Consider the following 14,838-nt stretch of genomic DNA (forward strand, 5'->3'; position numbering starts at 1 on the left):
GGTGTCCCCAGCGCCTGCTCGCTGTGGATGGGCGCGCCCGCGGGATCGGGATGGTTCCCTAACCTCTCGCTCTACCCACACACGAACGGAGCACCATCGCCATGCCATCCATCGCGCCCTCGACCCGATCCTCGCGTCGCCTCCGCCGGGCGGGGACCGTCGCCGCCGCCGCGGCCATCGCGCTCTCCGCCACCTTCGGCCTCGGCATCGCGCCGGCATCCGCAGCCACGGCCGCCGCGGCCCCGGCGTCCACCCCCACCGACGCCTCCCAGATCACCATCCCCGGAGCCAAGCCCGGACCGGCGCCCAAGTGGCCCGGCGCGCAGTACCGGTTCGTGTTCCAGACGCACTGGGTCAAGGTCGCCGACGGGGGGCAGAACATCCGGTCCTTCCGCATCCGGGGCTACTCGGTCAGGCCGGGTGGGCTGGCCGTCAACGACATCAACGAATGCGTCACGTACCCCGGATATGACCCCAAGATCACTGACTACCGCAACGTGGGCATCGTCCTGCCGCAGATCCTCAACACCACCGTCACCAGCTACTCCGGCCCCTCGTGCACCGGCTACGACTACTCGAAGGTCGGCGGAAGCGGTCCGATCGACAGGGGGGATATCCACTGGACGCTCTTCACGCACCACGCGCCGGCTCCTCGCTGACCGGACGATCCGCACGCACCGACGGCCGACGTCTCCCCCGCGGAGACGTCGGCCGTCGTCCGTCAGCGCGACCCGCCGACGAGGTGCGGTCGGTCGCACCACCAGCTCGGCCTCGCGCGGCGGGGCGCGTGCGCGGCGTCGCGGGTCGTGCGCGCATGCACATCCGCGGTGCGTGGGTGCCGAGAGTCCCCATCACCCGCTCGGTGTGGATGCGCCCGTCCGCGGGATCGGCGGGCTCCTTAGCCTCTGATCTCCCACCCACGAACGGAGCATCATCGTCATGCCATCCACCACGCACTCCACCCGACCCTCGCGCCTCCGCCGCCGAGCGGGGACCGTCGCCGCCGCGGCGGCCGTCGCGCTCTCCGCCACCGTCGGCCTCGGCATCGCGCCGGCGTCCGCGGCCCCGTCGACCACCCACGCCGCCGAGTCCTCCGTGAGCACCAGCCCGGCCGGGGACCCCACGGAATCCAAGGTCGCCACCCAGATGTACACGTTCACGACGCACTGGACCCCGGTCTCCCGCGGCGGGCAGAACGTCGAGTCGTTCATGGTCGCGGGCCCCAGCAACAAGTGGGTCAACGGGGCCGACCGTCCGAGCTTCCATTACTGCGAGACCTTCCCGAACTACCGGAACAACCTCGACACCGACAGTCACGTGAATGTCTTCATCCCGTCGGAGTACGGCACCAGCGTCGTCAGCTTCCCCAGCCCCAATTGCGAAGGCCAGTTCGTCGACGGATTCGGTCAGATCGACACCGTGCACCACAGCTGGACCCTCTTCACGCGCCACGCGCCGACCTGGCGTCGCTGACCGGACCATCCGCACGTACCGACGGCCGGCGTCTCCCTCGCGGGGACGCCGGCCGTCGGCGCGTCAGCGCGGTGCATCTCCGGGATTCAGCGCGCGGGCGGCTCCCGGGCGGCTGTCGTCGTCCCGGCCCGGTCGCGCCCGTCGCGCTCCCCTTGGGACCGGGACGAGGCCGGATCAGCCTCGCCGCTCCGCCCGCAGCACCGCCATCACGATCACGTCGACCGGCTCGCCGTCGAAGCGGAAGGCCGCCCGGAGGCGGCCCTCCTCGACGAAGCCCGCGCGCTCGTAGACGCGGCGGGCGCGGGGGTTGATGGACAGGACCTCGAGGGAGATGCGCTCGAGGTCGGTCGCGGCGAAGGCGTGGTCGACGAGCAGGCGCACCGCCTCCGAGCCGAGGCCGCGGTCGCGGCCGGCGGGGCCGATGAGGATGCGGAGGTTCGCGCTCCGGTCCTCGGGGCTCCACTCGTTGAGCACGGCCTCGCCCACGCACGCGTCGGTCGCGCGGTCGACGAGCGCGAGGTCGAGGCGGTCGGGCTGGTCGGCGCGCGTCGCGTACCAGGTGCGCGTGCGGTCGTCGAGCTCAGGGCGCCCGGCCATCTCGGCGACCTCGGCGCTCGTGTGCGCGGATCCGGTGAGGCGTATCACGTCGGGGTCGGCGAGGATCGGCCCCATCGCCTCGACGTCGGCGGGGGTGAAGGGGCGGAGGACCGCGCGCTCGCCCTCGAGGCGCGGGAGTACGGGGAACAGGCGGGGGTCGGCGGCGCTCACGCCTCCATCGTGCCCGGACGGGTCGCGCCCGTCACGTGCGTCGCGGCGGTCACCGGCCGTCGCGCTCGCGGTACAGCGTCATGAGGGTGGCCGAGATGCGGCCGCGGGTGCCGATGCGGTGGCCGTTCGCCTCGAGCCAGGCGCGGGCGGCGGCGCGCTCGCCCGTCGCGGCCGGGCTCGCGCCGGAGGACACGGGCGGGGGATCCGCCACGGGCGTCACCGTCACGGTGGTGCGCCGCCCGGCCGTGGCGTAGGGCGCGAGCGTCGAACGGAGCGCGCGGGCGTCGGCCTCGTCGAGGTCGACCTCGAGCACCCACCCGTCGAGCCCGAAGCGCACGGCCTCGAGCGGTTCCGTGCCGGGCGCGGCGCCCCCGTCGGCGCGCTGCGGATCCCTGTCGTCGGCCATGCGTCTCCCTGTCGTCGTCCCCCTCCCGCAGCCTAGGTCGCGCCGGGGACACCGGCCGCCCCGCCGGTCGCCGCCCCGGATGCCCTCCCGGTGCTTGATGAGAACCGTTCTCTTCTAAGCTGGGCGGATGGACGCCCACCCGAACGCCATCCCTCCCGTCACGCGCGGCGGCCTGGCCGTGACCCTCGTCTCGGCGAGCACCCTGCGCGCCGCCTCGCGAGTGGCCGCCGCCGTCACCGGATCGCCCGAGGCCGCGGATCCGCAGGTCGTCGAGGCGCCCGACGGCGACAGCGGCCGGCTCGGCGCCGAGCTCGCCGAGGGGCTGATCGCGGACGTCGACGACGGCCGCCGCGGCCTCGCGGTCGTCGCGCTCGAGCCCGCCGCGGATCCGCTCGAGGTCGCCCTGGTCCTGGAGCACGTGGTGGAGGCGCGGCATCCCGGATCCACGCCCATCGGCGTGCTCGACGTCGTGGCCGTCTCCTCGGTCGCCGAGATCCGCGACGTGCTGCTCGACCCGCGCGACGACGACGCGGCCCCGTTCGACGCGGGCGAGCGCCTCGCCGGGCGGCTGGAGTGCGCGAGCGTCGTGGTGCTCGCGGACCTGGATCCGGAGCGGCCGACCGCCGACGCCCGACGCGTCGTCGCGCTGGTCGGCCTGCTCGCGCCCGACGCCCGGATCGTCACGCACGGCGACCGCGACGCCCTCGTGCCGGTGCCCGTGCGGATCGCCCGGCAGCGCGTGCGGCGCCTCGCGGCGGGCATGGGCTGGCAGGTGGCGCTGGCGGGGCGGCTGCCGGCGCGGCTCGCGGTGCTGGCCGCGCCCGACGGGCCGTCGGATCAGGCGGCGCCGATGGGCGTGCACGTCTTCCGGGATCCGCGCCCGTTCCACCCCGGCCGCCTGCGCCGGGCCGTCGCGTGCGAGCTCGTGCCGGGGCCCGCGGGGCGCATCGTGCGGTCACGCGGGCTCGTGCGCCTCGCGAGCCGGCCGGAGACGGTCGGCCAGTGGTCGACGGCAGGCGACGTGCTGAGCCTCGACCCGACCGGCATGCCGAGCTGGGATCCGGAGTCGCCCGCGGGCCAGGAGATCGCCTTCGTGGGGGAGGGGCTCGACGGCGAGGCGCTCGACCGGATCCTCGGGGCCTGCCTCCTGGAGCCCGCCGAGCTGGTCGCGGGGCCGGACGCGTGGCGCGCGTACGCGGATCCGTTCCCCGCCTGGGACACCGAGCACCGGCACTGAGGCGGGCGCCGCCGGGAGCCGGGAGCAGGCGAGGCGCGCCGCTCAGCGCGCCTCGTCCCCGACCACGCGACCGTCCTCGAGCCGCACCACCCGGTCCGCCTCGGCCAGCACCGCCGGGTCGTGCGAGACGGCGACCACCGCGATCCCGCGGTCGGCCTCCGCGCGCATGATCGCGCGGATCCGCGCGGCGCTCGCGGCGTCGAGGCCGGTGGTCGGCTCGTCGAGGAGCAGCAGGTCGGCGCCGCGCGCCAGCCCCTGCGCGAGCAGCGCCCGCTGGCGCTGCCCGCCCGACAGCGCGGCGAATCCCTGCGAGGCGAGGGGGATCAGGCCGAGGCGGTCGAGCGCGTCGTCGACCGCCCGGCGGGCGTCCGCGTCGAGGCGTCGCCACCTCCCGGATCGACCCCACGCGCCGACCGTCACGACGTCGCGGACGGTGACGGGCAACCGGTCCGAGACGGCGGCGCGCTGCGGCACGAAGGCCGCGCGATCCGCGGCGGAGCGGGTCCCGGCGGCGGGCGCGCGGGTGCCGGCGACGACCTCGAGGAGGGTCGACTTGCCGGCGCCGTTGGGGCCGGCGATCACCGTCACGGCCCCGGCCGGGAGGTCGAGGTCGACGTCATCGAGCGCGCGCCGGTCGCCGAAGTCGACGCGGATCCCGCGGAGGACGACGGCGGGCTGCTGACGGGGCATGCTCCGATACTACGCATTTGATAAGCGTTCTCATTCTCGACTACGGTCGGGATCGTGTCCTTCCTCACCCGCGGAATTCTCGAGCCGTTCGCGCTCGACTTCCTCCTGCGCGCCCTCCTCGGCGGCGCCCTCGTCGCGATCCTCTGCGGCGTCGTGGGCACGTGGGTCGTCATCCGCGGCATGGCCTTCCTCGGCGAGGCGCTCGCCCACGGCATGCTGCCCGGCGTCGCGCTCGCCACGGTGCTCGGGGCGCCCGTGCTCGTCGGCGGCGCGCTGAGCGCGGTCGCGATGAGCCTGGGGATCGCCGCCCTCCAGCGCCGCGGCCGGCTCTCCTACGACACGAGCATCGGCCTGCTCTTCGTCGCGATGCTCGCCCTCGGCGTCGTCGTGGTCTCGCACTCGGGCAGCTTCGCCACCGACGCGACCTCGATCCTCTTCGGCGACATCCTCGCCATCGCGCCCGTCGACATCGCCCTGCTGGCCGGCGCCGCGGTCGTGGGGCTCGGCGTCGCGTGGGCGTTCCACCGACCGCTCGTGGCGCTCGCGCTGGATCCGCGCATCGCCGCCGTGCTCCGCCTCGGCCCCCGTTCGGCGCAGGCCGCGCTCGTGGGGCTCGTGACGCTCGCGGTCGTCGCGTCGTACCAGGCGGTCGGATCCCTGCTCGTCGTCGGCCTGCTGCTCGCGCCCGCGGTCGCGGCCGGGCACTGGACCGCGCGGATCCCCACCCGGATGGCCCTCGCCGCCGTGCTCGGCATCGCCTCGGTGCTCGTCGGGCTGCTCGTCTCCTGGCACGCGGCGACCGCGGCCGGGGCGTCGGTGGCGGCCACCGCCATCGCCGTGGCCGCGCTCTCCGGCGTGGCGCGGGCGGCCGTCACGGCGCTGCGCGCGCGGGGCCGGGGGAGCGCAGCCGGCGCGGTCGACCGCGATGACGCCGCCCGCGCCGCCGCCCTCGACCCGGTCCTCGCGGGCCCGTCCGCCGGATCCACCGCCCCCGCCCCCTGACCTCCGCGGCGGACGACCGCCGCGACCCTGCCATCCACCCCACCGAGAGGACCCCGTGCGCCCCCGCACCACCGCTCCCGCACTCCTGGCCGGCCTCGCGCTCGCCCTCACCGCCTGCTCGACCGCGCCCGCCGCGGCGCCGACCGCGGATCCGACCGCCGACGACCAGGGGGAGGGGCACGGCGCCGTCTCCGGTGCCGCCGAGCTGTCGGAGCCCCGCCTCGGCCTCACGTCCATCGACCCGGCCGGCGCCGTCACGCACCTCGACCTCCTCGACGGATCGGTCGCCGAGCTCGGCAGCGTCGGCGCCCCCGCCGCGATGGACACCGACGGCCGGTACCTCTTCGCGCAGACCGACGCGGGCGTCGAGATCGTCGACAGCGGCGTCTGGACGTGGGATCACGTCGACCACTTCCACTACTACCGGGCGGATCCGCGCCTGGTCGGCACGGTCCCGGGCGCGGGCACCGCGACCATCGCGACCTCCAACCTCTCCACCACGGGCGGCACGGGCCTCTTCTTCCCCGAATCGGGCGAGGCCGTGCTGCTCGACACCGAGGCGCTCGCGAAGGGCGAGGTGGAGGAGCGGTTCCGCCTCGACGGCGAGCCCGGCCCCGGCATGGTCGTGCCCGTCGGGTCCCTCGCGCTCGTCACCGAGGGCCGGGGCGCCGACGCGACGGTGGCCGGATACACGGCCGACGGCGCGCGCACGGGCCTCGTCGAGGCGTGCCCGGACGCGGCCGGCACCATCACGACGCGCGTCGGCGCCGTGATCGGCTGCTCCGACGGCGCCCTGCTCGCGAGCGTGGACGGCGAGGAGCTGACCGTCGAGCGGATCCCGTACCCCGACGGCACGACGGCCCCCGCCGCCACGTCGTTCGACAACCGCGAGGGCCGGCCGACGGTCGCCGCCCTCGCCGGGGACCAGGGGATCTGGCTGCTCGACACCCGCGAGCGCTCCTGGCGGCTGCTCCCGGCGCCGTCTCCGCTCGTGCACGTGACCGCGGTCGACGACACCGACGAGCACCTGCTCGCCCTCACCCGCGACGGCCGCGTGCTCGTGCTGTCCGGGGCCGACGGCGCCGTGATCGCCGACACCGGCCCGCTCGTCGCCGACTCGCTGGCGGCCGGGCGGATCCCGACCCTCGTCGCCGACCAGCAGCGCGCCTACCTCGCGGGCCCGGTCGAGCGGCGGCTGCACGAGATCGACTTCGCGGACGGCGCCCGTGTCTCGCGCACATTCGACACGCAGGCGGAGCCCGCCTTCACCGCGGAGACGGGCCGATGAGCGCGCGTGCCCGGCGCCTGCCCGCCGCCCTCGCGGCGGCAGCCGCCTCCGCCGCGACCGCCCTCGCCCTCACCGGCTGCGCGACCGCGGGCGACGATCGCCCGACCGTCTACGTCTCCACCAACATCCTCGGCGACGTCGTCGAGGAGCTCGTGGGCGACGAGGCCGGGGTCGTGACGCTGATGAAGCCGGACGCGGATCCGCACTCCTTCGAGATCTCCGCGCAGGAGGCCGCGCGCCTCCGCTCCGCCGACCTCGTCGTCGCGAACGGCCTCGGCCTCGAGGAGGGGCTGCAGCAGCACCTCGACGCGGCGTCAGCCGCCGACGTGCCCACCTTCGTCGCGGGCGACGCGATCGAGGTGCTCGACTACGCCGAGGGCGACGCGGAGGGCATGCCCGACTCGCACTTCTGGACGGACCCGGCCCGCATGGTCGACGTCGTCGACGCGCTGGAGCCCGTGCTCGCCGGGATCGAGGGCATGGATCCGGGCGTGGTCGCCGACCAGGCCGCCGCCTACCGCGGCGAGCTGGAGGCGCTCGATGCCGAGATGACGGCCGCGTTCGGCGCGATCCCGGCCGAGCGCCGCGCCCTCGTCACCAACCACCACGTCTTCGGGTACCTCGCCGACCGCTTCGGCTTCGAGGTCGTCGGCGCCGTGATCCCCGGCGGCACCACCCTCGCCGCGCCCTCCGCCAGCGACCTCGCCGACCTCGTCGACGCGGTCGAGGAGACCGGCGTCCCCACGATCTTCGCGGAGTCCTCGCAACCCGACCGCCTCGTGCAGGCGCTCGCGAGCGAGGCCGACATCCGCGTGGAGGTGGTCGAGCTGTTCACGGAGTCCCTCACGGGACCCGAGGGCGGCGCCCCCGACTACCTCGCCATGATGCGCGTGAACACGCAGCGCATCGCCACCGGGCTCTCCCCCTGAGCGCCCGCGATCCCTCCCACACAGAAGGAACCACCATGCGCACCCCCCGACTACGACGGACCGGCATCGCCGCCGTCACCCTGGGTCTCGCCGCGACGCTCGCGGCCTGCTCCACCCCCGCCCCGGAGGGCTCCCCGTCCTCCGGCGCCGCGGCCGGATCCGGTCAGGCAGCCGGCCCCCGCCTCGCCGTCGCGTACGAGGGCGGCATCCTCGTCCTCGACGGCGAGACGCTCGAGACCGTCGCCGACCTCGCCTCCGAGGAGTTCACCCGCCTCAATCCCGCGGGCGACGACCGGCACGTCATGGTCACCATGAGCGAGGGCTTCCAGGTGCTCGACACCGCGGCCGGCACCGGCGACGAGCCGGAGCTGACGGACACGGTCTTCGCGGCCGACACCCCCGGCCACGTCGTCCGGCACGCGGGCAAGACGATCCTCTACGCCGACGGCACGAGCGACACGACGGTCTTCGACACCGCGGCCCTCGCCACCACGGACGGCATGCCCGAGACCGAGACGATCGCGGGCGTCGAGGCGCACCACGGCGTCTCGATCGTGCTCGAGGACGGCACGTTCCTCACGACCGTCGGGAACGCCGACGGCCGGAACGGCATCGAGGCCAGGGACGCGTCCGGCGCCGTCATCGCCCAGAGCGACCAGTGCCCCGGCGTCCACGGCGAGGGCACCGCGGCCGGCGAGGTCGTGGTGTTCGGCTGCGAGGACGGCGCGCTCGTCTACGACGACGGCGAGATCACCAAGCTCACCGCGCCCGACCAGCCGTACGGCCGCATGGGCAACGCCTACGTGAGCGAGACCAGCCCGATCATCGTCGGCGACTACAAGTCCGACCGCGACGCCGAGGGCTACCTGCTCGAGGCCGTGACCCTGATCGACACCGAGGCGGGGACCCTCCGCGTCGTCGACCTGCCGGAGGGCGTCGGCTACACGTTCCGCGACGTCGCGCGCGGCCCGGACGACATGGCCTACATCATGGGCTCGGACGGCGCGATCCACGTGCTCGACCCCGCGACCGGCGAGCTGACCGGCTCCTTCCCCGTCATGGACGCATGGGAGAGCCCGGTCGAGTGGCAGGACCCGCACCCCGCGATCGTCGTCGCCGACGGCATCGGGTACGTCACGGAGCCGGCCGCGCAGGAGGTGCACGCGGTGGACCTCACGACGGGCGAGGTGCGCTCGAGCACGACCCTCGACGTCACGCCGAACGAGATGGCGGTCGCCGCGGGCTGATCCGCAGGGGCGTCGCGGGGCGCGGGGCGGATGCTCCGCGCCCCTCGCGCGTCCGGCGTCCGCGGGTGCGCGGGTGCGCAGGTCCGCGGGTGCGCAGGCGGATGCGCACGCGACGCGGACCCGTCTGTGGGCACGGTCGCCGCGGGCGGGCGACGGCGTGCCACGATCCTCGTTCCCGCTGCCGGCACGCCATGCGGTCCGCGCCGGATCCCCGCGGCCCGCCCCGACTCCCGATCCCCGTCGGGTCCGAACCGGCATCGGCCGACCCGGAGGAGCCCGACCGCATGACGACGACCGCGACCCGATCCCGCCGCCCCGCGCGCATCCTCTTCTCGTTCGCGCGCGGCCGGGGCCACCTCGGGCCGCTGATGCCCCTCGCGCACGCGGCCGCGGCGGCGGGCCACGAGACGGCCCTCTGCGGAGCGCGGTCCGTCGTGCTCGACGAGACCGGCTTCGACCACCTCCACCCGCGCGAGGTGTCGACCATGCCGTCGACCGCGCAGCCGAGCTGGCGGGAGGACGGCACCGGCGTCCTGACGCCCGTCGCCGCGTCCGGGGTGCTGCGGAACGTGGCGCCGTACTTCCTCGGGCCCACCGGCCGGGAGGCGCGGGACGCCGTCTCGGGGATCGCGTCCGCCTGGCCGGCCGACGTCGTCGTCTGCGACGGGCAGGACTTCGGCGCCATGGTCGCGGCCGAGCGCGTCGGCATCCCGTGCGTCGTGGTCGAGGTGTTCGCGACCGCGCCCGAGGGGTGGATCGAGCAGCTCCGCGAGCCCATGCAGGGCTTCCGTGCGGAGGTCGGACTGGCGCCCGACCCCGAGCTGTGCGTGATCGACGGGCAGCTCGCCGTGATCCCGTTCCCCGCGTCGTTCCGCCGCGTCCGCGAGCGCCGCTCGCCCGTCACCCGGATGGGCCCGGAGGCCCCGCGGCCGGACCGCGACCATCCCGCCGTGGCCTGGTTCGCGGCGGGCGAGGAGGAGCGCCGCGTCTACGCGACCCTCGGCACGATCTTCAACAGGGCGTCGGGCGACCTGCTGCCGCGGATCATCCAGGCCCTCGAGACGCTGCCCGTGCGCGCGCTGGTCACGACCGGGCCCGACATCGACCCGGCCGGGTTCGCGGTGGCGGGCGAGAACGTGCGGCTCGAGCGGTACGTGCCGCATGACGGCGTGCTCGACGTGGCCGACCTCGTCGTGTCGCACGGCGGATCCGGCACCATGACGCAGTCGCTCGCGCACGGCGTGCCCCTGCTCGTGCTGCCGCTGGGCGCCGACCAGCTCCCCAACGGCGAGCGGGTGCGGGAGCTCGGGGCGGGCGCGATGCTCGACGCGCGCGCGACGCCGGACGAGATCGCGGCGCGGATCCGGGCGATGCTCGCGGATCCGACCCCGCGCGCGGCCGCCGCGGCCGTCGCCGCGGAGATGCGCGCGCTGCCGTCGCCCGACGACGTGCTGCGGCGCATCGAGGCGCTCCTGCGCTGAGGTCGGCGGCCGCGACAGGCGGCTCCGCCTTGCTGATCCCGCAAGGAGCCGTGCGCCGAGCGCCCGGGTCCGCGAGGCTCGAGCCATGGACATCACACGAGGGATCGACGGCCGGCACGAGTGGGACGCGGTGGTCGTCGGCGGCGGCGCCGCGGGATCGAGCGCGGCGCTCATGCTGGCGCGTGCCCGCCGGAGCGTGCTCGTGGTCGACGCCGGCCAGCCGCGCAACGCGGTCGCCGCCCACATGCACGGCGTGCTCGGCCACGACGGGAAGCCGCCGCGGCAGCTCCTCGCGGAGGGGCGGCGCGAGATCGAGGGCTACGGGGGCGTGGTCGCCGACGGGCGCGTGGAGGGGATCGCGGCGATCGAGGATCCCGCCGGCCCGCGCTTCCGCGTGAGCCTCGACAGCGGCGCCGAGGTGCGCGCGCGCCGCGTGATCCTCGCGACCGGCCTCGCCGACGTGCTGCCCGAGGTCCCCGGCCTCGCCGCGCACTGGGGCGCGGGTGTCGTCGTCTGCCCCTACTGCGACGGCTGGGAGGTGCGCGACCGCCGCATCGGCGTGCTCGCCACCGGGCCCGGCAGCCTCCACCACGTGCAGATGCTGCGCCAGTGGTCCGCCGACATCACCTTCCTCGTCGCGGGCGGGACGGCGGACGGCCGGCCGCTCGAGATCGACGCCGCGACGCGCGCCGGGCTCGACGCCCGCGGGATCCGCATCGAGGTGGCGGTCGTCACGCGCGTGCTCGGCGAGCGCGGCGCGCTCGAGGGCGTCGAGCTCGCCGACGGCCGGGTCCTCCCGCTCGACTCGCTCTTCGCGATGCCCGGCGTCGCGCCCCGCGACGGGTTCGCCCGCGTGCTGGGCGCCGCGACCGAGGAGACGCCCTGGGGTCCGTTCGTGACGGCGGATCCGATGGGCCAGACGAGCGTGCCCGGCCTCCTCATCGCCGGCAACGCGTCGAGCGGATCCGCGAACGTGCCCGTCGCCATGGCCGCCGGCACCATGGCGGGCGCGATGGCGAACGCCGGGATGGTGACCGAGGACGTCGCGATCGCGGTGGCCGCCGCCTGAGCGCGGCCGGGCAGCCGACCCGCTCCGCGCCCGGCGATACCGTGGCGGGATCCCCCGTCGTCGACCGATCGGACATGCCATGCTCACGGGTCACAGCGCCTTCCCCCTCACCCCGCTGCGCGACGGCGCCGTCGACGAGGCCGCCTTCGCGGGCCTGGTGGAGCGGTTGGCCGCCGCCGGCGTCGACTCGATCGCCGCGCTCGGGTCGACGGGGGCGTACATGTACCTCGATCGCGACGAGCGCCGGCGGGTCGCGGCCGCCGCCGTCCGGCACGCGGGTCCGGTGCCGGTGATCGTGGGCATCGGGGCGCTCGGCACGTCGGACGTCCTGGCCCTCGCCGAGGACGCGCAGCAGGCGGGCGCCGCCGCGGTGCTCCTGGCGCCCGTGACGTACCAGGCGCTCACGGACGACGAGGTGCTCGGCCTCTACGAGGACGTCACCGCGAGCCTCTCCGTGCCGCTCGTCGTCTACGACAACCCGGGCACGACGCACGTCCGGTTCACGCTCGACCTCTACGCCGCCATCGCGCGGCTCCCGCACGTCGCCTCGATCAAGATCCCCGGCGTCCCGGTCGACCCCGAGGCGGCGGCGGCGGACGTGCGGGCGATCCGCGATCGGATCCCCGGGTCGGTCACCGTGGGCGTGTCCGGCGACGCGCTGGGCGCGACCGGCCTGATCGCGGGCTGCGACGCGTGGTACTCGGCCGTCGGAGGCACGCTCCCCGGCCCGGTGTCGGCGATCACGCGCGCCGTGCGGGCGGGCGACCACGCGGCAGCCCGCGCCGAGTCGGATCGGCTGCGCCCGGTGTGGGACCTCTTCGCCGCGCACGGCAGCTACCGCGTGATCGCCGCGATCGCCGCGCAGCTCGGGCTCGTCGGCGACGACCCGCTCCCGCGACCCGTCCGCGGCCTCGGGCCCGACGCCCGGGCGCGCGTCGCCGAGGTCGTGGGGTCCCTGCGCCTGGGGGAGTGACCGCCGTCCGCTGGCGCTGGGTCCGCTCCCGAAGTAAACTTGAGCCAGCACGACTCAAGTACGACCGAAGGGAACGCAGTGGCCAACATGCAGGGCGCACCCGCCACCGACGAGAACGCGAAGACCGCGCTCGAGCAGTACGGGGTGAACCTGACCGAGATCGCGAAGAGCGGCAAGCTCGACCCGGTCATCGGACGCGACGCGGAGATCCGGCGCATCAGCCAGGTGCTCACGCGGCGCACCAAGAACAACCCGGTGCTCATCGGCGAGCCCGGCGTCGGCAAGACCGCCGTCGTCGAGGGGCTCGCGCAGCGCATCGTCGCGGGCGACGTGGCCGACTCGCTCAAGGGCAAGCAGCTCGTCTCGCTGGATCTCGCGGCGCTCGTCGCGGGCGCGAAGTACCGCGGCGAGTTCGAGGAGCGGCTGAAGGCCGTGCTCAAGGAGATCGACGACGCCGACGGCGAGGTCATCACCTTCGTCGATGAGCTGCACACGCTCATGGGCGCGGGCGGCGGCGAGGGATCCGTCGCCGCGTCCAACATGCTGAAGCCCATGCTCGCGCGCGGCGAGCTCCGCCTCATCGGCGCCACCACGCTCGACGAGTACCGCCAGTACATCGAGAAGGACGCGGCCCTCGAGCGCCGGTTCCAGCAGGTGTACGTCGGCGAGCCGAGCGTCGAGGACACCGTCGCGATCCTCCGCGGGCTCAAGGGCCGGTACGAGGCGCACCACCAGGTGCCCATCACGGATGCGGCCCTCGTCGCGGCGGCGTCGCTCTCGAACCGCTACATCCCGGCCCGCCAGCTGCCCGACAAGGCCATCGACCTCATCGACGAGTCCGCGTCCAGGCTCCGGATGGAGATCGACTCGTCGCCCGTCGAGATCGACGAGCTGCGGCGCGCGGTCGACCGCATGAAGCTCGAAGAGCTGGCGCTGAAGCGCGAGAAGGACGAGGCGTCGAAGGCGCGGCTGGAGAAGCTCCGCGAGGACATCGCCGTGCGCGAGGCGTCCCTCGGCGACCTGCAGCGGCGGTGGGAGGCGGAGCGCGCGAGCGTCAACCGCGTCGGCAAGCTGAAGGACGAGCTCAACGAGCTGCGGATCCGCGCCGAGCGGGCCCAGCGCGAGGGGAACCTGGAGAAGGCGTCGCGCCTGCTCTACGGCGAGATCCCGGTGATCGAGCGCGAGGTCGCGCAGGCCGAGGCCGCCGAGTCGGTGCCGTCCGCGGAGGACCGGCTCGTGAACGAGCAGGTGACCGCCGAGGACATCGCGGCGGTCGTGGCGGCCTGGACCGGGATCCCCGTCGGCCGGCTGCTCCAGGGCGAGACCGAGAAGCTGCTGCACCTCGAGCAGGAGCTCGGCAAGCGGCTCATCGGCCAGAAGCCGGCCGTGCGGGCGGTCGCGGACGCGGTGCGCCGCACGCGCGCCGGCATCTCCGATCCGGGACGGCCCACCGGGTCCTTCCTCTTCCTCGGGCCCACCGGTGTCGGCAAGACGGAGCTGGCGAAGGCGCTCGCCGAGTTCCTGTTCGACGACGAGAAGGCCATGGTGCGCATCGACATGAGCGAGTACGGCGAGAAGTTCGCCGTCTCACGCCTGGTGGGCGCGCCTCCCGGGTACGTCGGCTACGAGCAGGGCGGCCAGCTCACCGAGGCCGTGCGCCGCCGCCCGTACTCCGTGGTGCTGCTCGACGAGGTCGAGAAGGCGCACCCCGAGGTGTTCGACGTGCTGCTGCAGGTGCTCGACGACGGCCGGCTCACCGACGGCCAGGGGCGCACGGTCGACTTCCGCAACGTGATCCTCGTGCTCACCAGCAACCTCGGCTCGCAGTTCATCAGCGACGCCTCGCTGCCGCTCGACCAGCGCGAGCAGGCCGTGCAGCAGCTCGTGCGCCAGACGTTCAAGCCGGAGTTCGTGAACCGGCTCGACGACATCGTGGTGTTCCAGACGCTGTCGCTGGAGGACCTCGGCCAGATCGTGGAGCTCTACATCGACCGCCTCGGCGTGCGGCTGTCGGAGCGCCGGCTCACGCTCGGCGTCACCCCGGATGCCCGCCGCTGGCTCGCCGAGCGCGGCCACGACCCGCTGTACGGCGCGCGCCCGCTCCGCCGGCTGATGCAGCGCGAGATCGACGACCGCCTGGCGCGCGAGCTGCTCGCGGGCGACATCCGCGACGGCGACGCGGTGCGGGTCGACCTCGCGCCGGACGGCGAGGGCCTCACGGTCGGCCGCGCGTGGAGCGACGAGCCGGGGGAGCAGGCGCCGAGCGCCTGACGTC

The 14,838-nt window shown here is 75.1% G+C and carries 14 protein-coding genes; 11 read left to right on the top strand and 3 right to left on the bottom strand.

Translation table 11 applies throughout. The annotated features are described in order from the left end of the window. The first annotated feature begins 101 nt into the window (after positions 1–101). A complete protein-coding gene (locus ACU4ZT_RS01330; protein WP_063072250.1) occupies positions 102–659 on the top strand; it encodes a hypothetical protein in 558 nt (185 codons plus the stop codon). Positions 660–939: 280 nt separating this feature from the next. Then, positions 940–1,473 (top strand): hypothetical protein, encoded by a 534-nt coding sequence (locus tag ACU4ZT_RS01335; protein ID WP_214583674.1) that lies wholly within the window; start codon positions 940–942, stop codon positions 1,471–1,473. 174 nt (positions 1,474–1,647) lie between these two features. Here ACU4ZT_RS01335 and ACU4ZT_RS01340 read toward each other — a convergent pair whose 3' ends face one another. Beyond that, positions 1,648–2,241: a GNAT family N-acetyltransferase gene (locus ACU4ZT_RS01340; protein ID WP_445337660.1), complete on the bottom strand. Its 594-nt coding sequence runs from the start codon at positions 2,239–2,241 to the stop codon at positions 1,648–1,650. 49 nt (positions 2,242–2,290) lie between these two features. Beyond that, entirely contained in the window at positions 2,291–2,647 is a 357-nt protein-coding gene (locus tag ACU4ZT_RS01345) for an Lsr2 dimerization domain-containing protein (protein ID WP_214583673.1), read from the bottom strand. A 127-nt stretch (positions 2,648–2,774) separates the two neighbouring features. Between ACU4ZT_RS01345 and ACU4ZT_RS01350 the strand changes: the two genes are divergently transcribed. Next, positions 2,775–3,884, top strand: a complete 1,110-nt coding sequence (locus ACU4ZT_RS01350) for a CobW C-terminal domain-containing protein (protein ID WP_270980739.1) — start codon at positions 2,775–2,777, stop codon at positions 3,882–3,884. Positions 3,885–3,926: 42 nt separating this feature from the next. Here the strand turns inward: ACU4ZT_RS01350 and aztA are convergent, their stop codons facing one another. After that, on the bottom strand, positions 3,927–4,574 hold the full coding sequence (gene aztA, locus ACU4ZT_RS01355; protein WP_445337663.1) for a zinc ABC transporter ATP-binding protein AztA: 648 nt from the start codon (positions 4,572–4,574) through the stop codon (positions 3,927–3,929). Between the two features lie 54 nt (positions 4,575–4,628). Between aztA and aztB the strand changes: the two genes are divergently transcribed. From aztB to ACU4ZT_RS01395, 8 genes are all read left to right on the top strand, one after another. Further along, on the top strand, positions 4,629–5,576 hold the full coding sequence (aztB, locus tag ACU4ZT_RS01360) for a zinc ABC transporter permease AztB (RefSeq protein WP_445337664.1): 948 nt from the start codon (positions 4,629–4,631) through the stop codon (positions 5,574–5,576). A 55-nt stretch (positions 5,577–5,631) separates the two neighbouring features. After that, positions 5,632–6,864 (top strand): ABC transporter, encoded by a 1,233-nt coding sequence (locus ACU4ZT_RS01365; RefSeq protein ID WP_445337666.1) that lies wholly within the window; start codon positions 5,632–5,634, stop codon positions 6,862–6,864. Beyond that, complete coding sequence (gene aztC, locus ACU4ZT_RS01370) at positions 6,861–7,793, top strand: zinc ABC transporter substrate-binding protein AztC (RefSeq protein WP_414748557.1); 933 nt, start codon at positions 6,861–6,863, stop codon at positions 7,791–7,793. Before ACU4ZT_RS01365 ends, aztC begins: the two co-directional genes overlap by 4 nt. Before the next feature lie 35 nt (positions 7,794–7,828). Further along, positions 7,829–9,040, top strand: a complete 1,212-nt coding sequence (gene aztD / locus ACU4ZT_RS01375; protein WP_445337668.1) for a zinc metallochaperone AztD — start codon at positions 7,829–7,831, stop codon at positions 9,038–9,040. 284 nt (positions 9,041–9,324) lie between these two features. Beyond that, on the top strand, positions 9,325–10,521 hold the full coding sequence (locus ACU4ZT_RS01380; protein ID WP_445337670.1) for a glycosyltransferase: 1,197 nt from the start codon (positions 9,325–9,327) through the stop codon (positions 10,519–10,521). 85 nt (positions 10,522–10,606) lie between these two features. After that, a complete protein-coding gene (locus tag ACU4ZT_RS01385; protein ID WP_445337672.1) occupies positions 10,607–11,590 on the top strand; it encodes an NAD(P)/FAD-dependent oxidoreductase in 984 nt (327 codons plus the stop codon). Positions 11,591–11,669: 79 nt separating this feature from the next. Then, positions 11,670–12,563, top strand: coding sequence for a dihydrodipicolinate synthase family protein (locus ACU4ZT_RS01390; RefSeq protein ID WP_445337674.1), 894 nt, complete (start codon positions 11,670–11,672; stop codon positions 12,561–12,563). A gap of 78 nt (positions 12,564–12,641) precedes the next feature. Continuing rightward, a complete protein-coding gene (locus ACU4ZT_RS01395) occupies positions 12,642–14,834 on the top strand; it encodes an ATP-dependent Clp protease ATP-binding subunit (protein WP_414763593.1) in 2,193 nt (730 codons plus the stop codon). The last annotated feature ends 4 nt before the right edge of the window (positions 14,835–14,838 follow it).

The sequence above is a fragment of the Clavibacter davisi genome (genome assembly GCF_052751415.1).

Coding starts and splice junctions, on each gene's coding strand:
- ACU4ZT_RS01330 (WP_063072250.1), top strand. CDS start 102: ATGCCATCCATCGCGCCCTCGACCCGATCCTCGCGTCGCCTCCGCCGG.
- ACU4ZT_RS01335 (WP_214583674.1), top strand. CDS start 940: ATGCCATCCACCACGCACTCCACCCGACCCTCGCGCCTCCGCCGCCGA.
- ACU4ZT_RS01345 (WP_214583673.1), bottom strand. CDS start 2,647: ATGGCCGACGACAGGGATCCGCAGCGCGCCGACGGGGGCGCCGCGCCC.
- ACU4ZT_RS01350 (WP_270980739.1), top strand. CDS start 2,775: ATGGACGCCCACCCGAACGCCATCCCTCCCGTCACGCGCGGCGGCCTG.
- aztA (WP_445337663.1), bottom strand. CDS start 4,574: ATGCCCCGTCAGCAGCCCGCCGTCGTCCTCCGCGGGATCCGCGTCGAC.
- aztC (WP_414748557.1), top strand. CDS start 6,861: ATGAGCGCGCGTGCCCGGCGCCTGCCCGCCGCCCTCGCGGCGGCAGCC.
- aztD (WP_445337668.1), top strand. CDS start 7,829: ATGCGCACCCCCCGACTACGACGGACCGGCATCGCCGCCGTCACCCTG.
- ACU4ZT_RS01380 (WP_445337670.1), top strand. CDS start 9,325: ATGACGACGACCGCGACCCGATCCCGCCGCCCCGCGCGCATCCTCTTC.
- ACU4ZT_RS01385 (WP_445337672.1), top strand. CDS start 10,607: ATGGACATCACACGAGGGATCGACGGCCGGCACGAGTGGGACGCGGTG.
- ACU4ZT_RS01390 (WP_445337674.1), top strand. CDS start 11,670: ATGCTCACGGGTCACAGCGCCTTCCCCCTCACCCCGCTGCGCGACGGC.